Source organism: Comamonas sp. Z1 (genome assembly GCF_008121555.1).
GTDB classification, from domain to species: domain Bacteria; phylum Pseudomonadota; class Gammaproteobacteria; order Burkholderiales; family Burkholderiaceae_C; genus Comamonas; species Comamonas thiooxydans.
In genome coordinates, this window is the sequence record NZ_VOQT01000047.1 from 1 (window position 1) to 7,174 (window position 7,174).

Consider the following 7,174-nt stretch of genomic DNA (forward strand, 5'->3'; position numbering starts at 1 on the left):
TGTACAACCACCACTTGCCACAAAAGGCACTGGGGCATGAAGCCCCAGTCCAAGCACTCAAAAAATGGAAGATGAAAGCTCCTGATTTATTCGTCAAGAACGTGCGTAATCATCCGGGACCCGACAGGTAGGTATATTCAACAACGGCTGAAGGACTACCCTATCAGCTCCCCCGCATTTTCCAGCACCTACAGCGAACATACGGCTCCCGCCATCCACTGCCATTTTTTACTGTCCCACTGAAACTGCCCCAATGTCTGTCATCACTCCTGCCCACACGGTTCTAGATATTCTGCAGCCTTGGTTTGCACAGAAATCCCACACCTTGCATGCGTTCAGTGCCAGCACGGCATCGTATGAAGAATGGCTGAACTGGGAGCTGTTTGCTGCTTTTCTGCAGCATGGATACCACTGCGAAGGCCGCCCCAGTTACCAACAACTGGGCGATCACTGTCTGAAATCCTTGAAAGGGGATTTGCTCGCCACCCGCCCAGACACACAAGATAAATATCTGATCGAAGTGGCGTTGGTGGGCGCTGGCACGCAAAACAAATGGCGCGAAAAAATACAGCGCGATCATGAAAAATTGCAGCAACTGCAATTGCGCGATGCCAGCCAAAAACTCCACCGCATTCAGCTGGTGTTCCTGGCCTCTTGCGAAGAGCAGGATTTGGTGCACAGCTGGGATGAATGGCTTCAAGGCATCACGTTTTACCGAGACCACCGCGCCCACTGCGCTGCAACCATTGCCCTGAACCACCCCGGTATGGCAACGCAAGGCGAAGCAGCACTGCTGCTGTGGAATGTATAGCGGCTTAAACAGAGAAAACAGCGGTCCTGACCTAACCACCGCGCCTTAGAGACGACTCTAAACCGCTCACGCGGTAGTCCGGTAAGAAGGCCATGAGCGGCAATATACATCGTGCCTCGCCGGACATGGCCATCGTTGAATATCTGCGCAGCTTCCAGCTCTACTTGGTGGATGCTGGCACCTCCCCGATGCCCCAGGGGGGCTATCTCAAGCTGAGGACAGCCATATGGTGTCCAAGATTTATGCCACATCTCTGGTGTGGGGCAGTTTTGCGTGGAAATCAACAGTGCAAAGAGCGCGTGGAATGTATGCAAGCAACCATCAGCACAACCGCGCTGATGGCCGTCCGCTACTCAACGCGGCCTTTACCTGTTGGCAGAAAACTCAAGCCAGGCTTGGGCCAAAGCATCCATCACCGCCTCCGATACCCACTTGCTTTCCAAGTAGCTGCGCGTTTGTCGCAGTGAAGCCTCTATCGGGAAGCCTTTGTCATGTGTGATTGTATTGACCCAGCGGTTTCTGCACAGGTCATTTCTCGTCCTCGTTGCCCAGCAGGGACGCCAGCTTTTTTCTGGCACGCAGCTCCAACATGGCTTCGCCATAGGCCTGCTGAAGTTCGCGCAGTTGCTTCTCGTACTGCTCTTTGACTTCCAAGGGCTTGGTGCGCAGGGCGTTCTCCATGCCACGCTTGCCTTCATCGACCCATTGCTCAACCTCCGAGGGGTTGAGGTCGAAGGCCCGGCTGGCCTCCGAGATCGTGGTCTTGCCCTGGATGATGTCCAGGACAAGGGCCGTCTTACGCTTGGCTGTCCAGCGCTTGATGTCGTCTTCCATCAGGGTGCTCATCGTCGTTTCCTTCAACGTTAACACCTGAGCAGGAATTCACTGGGTCAATACATGATGTCATAGGCCAAATCACCCACAGGGTCATCACGGCTGGCCTGCTTTTCCAGCCAGCGATAAAAGCGGCTGCGGCTTGCTGCACTTGCTTTTTGCTCTGCCACCAGTGCGGCCAGCTCGGCGGCAAATAGGTTGTGTGCACTACGGGGCGGTAACTGCGTCGTGCCGTATCAGCGGGCCACTTGGCATACGCCTGCAGCTTTATTTGTAGCTGCTCGGCGTGGTTGCGTCGCAAAGTGGTCTGGGCTGGCAAAAATATCGCACATTGAGCAGTAGTACAGCGTGCGGTCTTCTTCATAGCAGTCGCCATGCGCATACCATCGTACTGACTTGTTTGATGAAGTTTGGAATGATTTTGTAGAGATCGCTACAGCATTGCAGCATTCATGACGGTGCTCTAAGCTGCTGCCATGACTCTCACTTCGGACTCCTGGCTGGCTCTGATCATCAGCCTCCCCGCCTCAAGCGCTACGCCACGCATGCGGATTTGGCGCGCCGTGAAGGCATTAGGCTGTGCTGCCTTGCGCGACGGTGCCTACCTGCTTCCAGCGCAAGTTGAGCAAGCTGCGCAATTGCAAGCCCTTGCCGACGATGCGCTGCAGGAAGGTGGCCAAGCCTGGCTGCTACAGGTGCGAGCGCGCGATATAGCCGAACAAGCCACTTTCCAGGCGCTCTTCGACCGAACGGTCGACTACACCCCCTGGCTGGAAGAACTGGCCCAAGCGCGTCAGACACTTTCTGGCCTGAGCGCGACCGAGTTGGGCCGTGTGCAGCGCAAGCACGCGCGGGCCTATGAAGCCATCCGCAGGATCGACTTCTTCCCTGCAGAAACCTCGATCCGCGCCGAAGCCCAGTGGCGGGACTTCAACAACGCCATCGAAGCCCTGCAGTCGCCGGGCGAACCACAGGCCACTGCTGGACGCATAGCCCGGCGCGATCGCATGCAATACCAAGGACGTCTCTGGGCGACGCGCCGCAATCTCTGGGTAGATCGCTTGGCCAGTGCCTGGCTCATCCAGCGCTTCATCGACCCGCACGCACGCTTCCAGTGGCTGGAGGCACCGGCCGACTGCCCTGCAGATGCGCTGGGCTTCGACTTCGATGGCGCGACCTTCACTCATGTGGGCGAGCGCGTGACCTTCGAGGTGCTGCTCACGAGCTTTGGCTTGGAAGGTGACAGGGGTCTCTCGCGCCTCGCGGAGATGGTTCATGCGCTCGACGTAGGCGGTGCGACCACGCCCGAGGCCTGCGGCTTCGAGGCTGTTCTGGCCGGAGCGCGCAAGCGCTGGCCGGATGACGACGCGCTGCTGGTCGACATCGGCGGCGTACTCGATTCGCTCCACGCCCATTTCTCCAGCCCGCGCAAGCCGTAGGCATCAACAACTGCAAAGACCCATATGAACGACCTCAACACAACAACGGCGCCCGAAGCCAGCGCCTCAAGTTCCCCCGGCTACACGCTCTGGCAGCTCGTGCGCTACATACTGGCCCTGGGCACCTGGGGCTTTGGCGGTCCCGTGGCCCTGGCGGGCTATATGTACCGCGATCTGGTGGAAAAGCGCCGATGGATCACCGAAGCGGACTACAAGGAGGGCTTGGCCCTCGCCCAACTGATGCCAGGGCCGCTAGCCGCACAGCTGGCCATCTACCTGGGCTATGTCCATTACCGGTTTCTGGGCGCGTCCCTCGTAGGGATCGCCTTTGTCGTCCCGTCCTTCTTCATGGTCGTGGCGCTTGGCGCGGCCTATGTCGCCTACGGCGGCATCGGCTGGATGCAGTCGGTGTTCTATGGCGTGGGCGCCGCAGTGATCGGCATCATCGCCATGAGCGCCTACAAGCTGACGACCAAGAGCATCGGCAAGGACAAGCTGCTGTGGCCTATTTTCCTGATCAGCGCAGCCGTCACGGTGATCACCAAGTCGGAAGAGGTCTGGCTGTTCCTCGGTGCTGGCGTGCTGGTGTGGTTCTGGCGTGCACCCCCTGCATGGCTCAAGCGCGGCGGCAATTTGAACGGCGTGGCGGCCCCACTGGTCGGAATGTTCGCGCTCAGCACCATCGACTGGACCAAGCTCAAGCAGATCGGTCTGTACTTCGCTTATGCCGGCAGCTTCGTTTTCGGCAGCGGCCTTGCGATCGTGCCCTTCCTCTACGGCGGTGTCGTCAAGGAGTACGGCTGGCTGACCGACCAGCAGTTCGTGGATGCAGTGGCGGTGGCCATGATCACGCCGGGCCCGGTGGTGATCACTACGGGCTTCATCGGCTACCTGGTCACAGGCTTCTGGGGCGCCGTGGCAGCGGCAGCCGCCACCTTTGTGCCTTGCTATCTGTTCACGGTGATCCCCGCGCCGTACTTCAAGAAATACGGCAAGCGCCCGGATGTCATCGCCTTTGTCGATGGCGTCACGGCCGCCGCCATCGGCTCCATCGCGGGCGCAGTGATCGTCATCGGTCAGCGCTCCATCTCCGACTGGATCACCGCAGCGCTGGCAATCGCGACCGCAGCCATCTTGTGGCGCTTCAAGAAGCTCCCTGAACCCGTCATCGTGGTTGCGGCAGCCCTCATCGGCCTGGTCGTCCACCCGCTGGTTACGCACGGCTGATTGGAGAGTACCATGCAACGCATCTTGATTGGTATCACCGTGGCTGCGCTGGCTTCCAGTGCGAGTGCGCTGGCTCCAGGCTTCGATGGCACTGTCCTTGGCGCATCTCCTCACTATTGGAGCTGCGGCGTCACTGGCGGAGGTACACCCCATTGGGTCATCACTACCGAGCCCGGCTCCACTCACTCTGACAGGGTGTTGCTGCAGGATGGGCGTGGCACCTATCCCTGGTGCGTGAAAGTCGGAACCTCGATCACCGACGGCTTTGTCGAAACACGGTTCAAGCCCCTGGCGGGCCGGGAAGACCAGGCAGGCGGCGTCGTCTGGCGCTGGAAAAACGCCGACAACTATTACGTCGCCCGCGCCAATGCTCTGGAGAACAACGTCTCGCTGTATTACGTCGAGGGTGGCAGTCGCAAGACCATCAAGTACATCGATGCGCCAGTGGCCCCTGCCTCCTGGCACACCCTGCGAGTCGAATTCTCCGGAACGCATATCGCGGTTGCGCTGGACGGCAAGCTCTACATCGAGTTGGACGACAGCCATATCTCCGGCCCTGGCGCTGCTGGCGTCTGGACCAAGGCCGATAGCGTGACCGCCTTCAGTCGCTTTCACGCGGGTTCAAGCAACTAACGACATCCCCACACAGGAGCATCCCATGGATATGCAACCCCGCCCCCTTGCCCTGAACCCGGCGACCCTCAACGGCCTGTCGGAGAATCTGATCGTCAGTCACCACGCGAACAACTACACCGGGGCCGTCAAGCGCCTGGGCGCCATCCGTCAGCAGTTGACCCAACTGGACTGGCCAAGTGCGCCGGTGTTCACGGTCAATGGACTGAAACGCGAGGAGCTGATCGCCGCCAACTCGGCTTGGCTCCATGAGCTGTACTTCGACTCGTTGGGCGGTGACGGCGCCTTGCCAGATTCGGGCCTGACCGTAGCCTTGGCGCGCGACTTTGGCAGCACCGACCGCTGGCGCGCGGAGTTCACCGCACTGGCCAAGGCCATGGGCGGCGGCTCGGGCTGGGCACTGTTGTCCTGGTCTAACCGAGAGTCACGGCTGATCACCCATTGGGCTGCCGACCACACGCATCTGCTCGCCGGGGCTACGCCGATCCTGGCGCTGGACATGTACGAGCACGCCTACCACATGGACTTCGGTGCCAAAGCGGCCTCCTATGTGGATGCCTTCATGCAGAACATCCGCTGGAAGGAAGTTGCGCGGCGCTACGGTACGGCCGTCGAGGCCGACGCGCTGCCCTGGTCGGTGCCTCCCGAGGCCGTTCGAGGCAGCGTGCAGCTCATCGACGTGCGCAGGGCCGCAGGCTACGCAGGGGCCGCCGACCGCGTGGCTGGGGCCACGTGGCACGACCCCGCCCGGTTGGCCGAATGGAGCGCTGAGCTCGATGTATCCCAACCCGTCCTCGTGTACTGCGTGCACGGCCATGAAGTCAGCCAGTCCGTGGCGCTCGCGCTGCGGGCACGTGGCTTCGATGCGCGCTATGTGGCAGGTGGCATCGAGGCCAGTCGCGCTGCCGGTGTGGCGCTGGATGCGAAGGAGTAAACCATGCAATGGATCACCCGCGAACGGCCAAAGATCGACCGCATCGCCTGCCCCTGGCTGATCGCACGTTTCATCGACAAGGCTCCCGAGTTTCTCTATGTGCCTGCCAGCGAGGTGCTGAGCACCGCCAAGGCCACTGCCGCCATCCCCTACGACATCCCGAATGTCGAGTTGAGCCACGTGGGCGAGTTGTGCAGCTTCGACGCCTTCCTGGCGAAGTACAAGCTTGACGACCCGGCGCTGCTCCAATTGGCTTCCATCGTGCGCGGTGCTGATACATCGCAACTCGACCTGACACCGCAATCCGCAGGGCTCTACGCGCTGTCGCTGGGCCTTTCCCACAACTTCAGCGACGACCACGAAATGCTCCAGCACGGCATGGTGATGTACGACGCGCTCTATGCGTGGTGCCGCTCTTGCCAAGCCGAGACGCACAACTGGCCGCCGACCATGACTGCCTAGTCACCTAGACCGAGACCATCAAAATGTTTGCCTTCTCCCTACAACCCCAGGCCCGTCATCGAGCCTTGGTCTCCCGGCTCGTGCTCGCCGTATGTGTTCAGGCTATAAGCCTGACTGCCGCTTCAGCCGCAGTTGGGCATGGCGAGCTCACCGGCTCGCAAATTCACGCCGCAATCGTCGGCAAGTATGTGACCGATGACCACCATTGGGGGCACAAGTATTTCCCTGATGGGCGCGTTGAGCGGCTTGAGAACGAGCGATTGAAATCAGCTCACTGGTCTATCAAGAACGACCGGCTGTGCTTGCTGCAACCAGAGATCAGCAAGGTCGAACCGATCTGCTACCGAGTGGTGCGTGACGGGAAAGAGTTGCAGTACGTGGATGACAGCAACTATGTGGTTTTCCGAGGCCTGGTGAGGCCCATGCCCAAGCGGGGGTAAGGGACGCGAAGGGGCATACATGCGCTCCATGTCTTCCGCTTCATGAACGGTGACTACAAGCTTTGAGCGGCCACAAGGATCACTGTAGCCCTCTCTTTTCTCTCTCAGTTGAGGCCACAGTCAAACTCAGTGCTCGGAGGACTGCTATAGAGTGGTCTCGTTAGAGGAATCTTGACTGAAGCAAATAGTGCTGATGTTCAAGGTGTATGAGTGGAAGCAGGTGTTCTTGCCCAATAGTTAAGACCAATACAGCAAGTCTGAAAGGGCTAGGTGTCGGGTCCCGGATGATTACGCACGTTCTTGACGAATAAATCAGGAGCTTTCATCTTCCATTTTTTGAGTGCTTGGACTGGGGCTTCATGCCCCAGTGCCTTTTGTGGCAAGTGGTGGTTGT

8 protein-coding genes and 2 pseudogenes are annotated in these 7,174 nt (G+C 59.7%); 8 read left to right on the plus strand and 2 right to left on the minus strand.

The annotated features are described in order from the left end of the window. Together FSY45_RS28455 and FSY45_RS27520 are read left to right on the plus strand one after the other, a co-directional pair. Positions 1-131: pseudogene (locus FSY45_RS28455) on the plus strand (IS481 family transposase); the annotation flags it as partial. Between the two features lie 122 nt (positions 132-253). Further along, positions 254-811: a hypothetical protein gene (locus tag FSY45_RS27520; protein WP_003074459.1), complete on the plus strand. Its 558-nt coding sequence runs from the start codon at positions 254-256 to the stop codon at positions 809-811. A 528-nt stretch (positions 812-1,339) separates the two neighbouring features. Here FSY45_RS27520 and FSY45_RS27525 read toward each other — a convergent pair. After that, a complete protein-coding gene (locus FSY45_RS27525; RefSeq protein WP_003074457.1) occupies positions 1,340-1,657 on the minus strand; it encodes a DUF1153 domain-containing protein in 318 nt (105 codons plus the stop codon). Between the two features lie 464 nt (positions 1,658-2,121). On the opposite strand from FSY45_RS27525, the gene FSY45_RS27530 reads away from it, so the two are divergent. From FSY45_RS27530 to FSY45_RS27555, 6 genes are read left to right on the plus strand one after another with little or no spacing between them, the layout of a single operon-like run. Further along, positions 2,122-3,084 carry a chromate resistance protein ChrB domain-containing protein gene (locus tag FSY45_RS27530; RefSeq protein WP_003074454.1) on the plus strand — a complete coding sequence of 321 codons (963 nt, stop codon included), beginning with the start codon at positions 2,122-2,124 and terminating at the stop codon, positions 3,082-3,084. A gap of 24 nt (positions 3,085-3,108) precedes the next feature. Further along, positions 3,109-4,311 carry a chromate transporter gene (locus FSY45_RS27535; RefSeq protein ID WP_003074452.1) on the plus strand — a complete coding sequence of 401 codons (1,203 nt, stop codon included), beginning with the start codon at positions 3,109-3,111 and terminating at the stop codon, positions 4,309-4,311. A 12-nt stretch (positions 4,312-4,323) separates the two neighbouring features. Then, a complete protein-coding gene (locus FSY45_RS27540) occupies positions 4,324-4,944 on the plus strand; it encodes a hypothetical protein (RefSeq protein WP_003074450.1) in 621 nt (206 codons plus the stop codon). Between the two features lie 25 nt (positions 4,945-4,969). Beyond that, the gene (locus FSY45_RS27545; RefSeq protein WP_003074448.1) at positions 4,970-5,878 is read left to right on the plus strand and encodes a Fe-Mn family superoxide dismutase; all 909 of its coding nucleotides are present in this window, start codon (positions 4,970-4,972) and stop codon (positions 5,876-5,878) included. 3 nt (positions 5,879-5,881) lie between these two features. After that, complete coding sequence (locus FSY45_RS27550) at positions 5,882-6,340, plus strand: chromate resistance protein ChrB domain-containing protein (protein WP_003074445.1); 459 nt, start codon at positions 5,882-5,884, stop codon at positions 6,338-6,340. 23 nt (positions 6,341-6,363) lie between these two features. Beyond that, positions 6,364-6,780 carry a hypothetical protein gene (locus FSY45_RS27555; RefSeq protein ID WP_003074443.1) on the plus strand — a complete coding sequence of 139 codons (417 nt, stop codon included), beginning with the start codon at positions 6,364-6,366 and terminating at the stop codon, positions 6,778-6,780. 266 nt (positions 6,781-7,046) lie between these two features. Here the strand turns inward: FSY45_RS27555 and FSY45_RS28460 are convergent. Beyond that, positions 7,047-7,174, minus strand: a pseudogene (locus FSY45_RS28460) (IS481 family transposase); the annotation flags it as partial.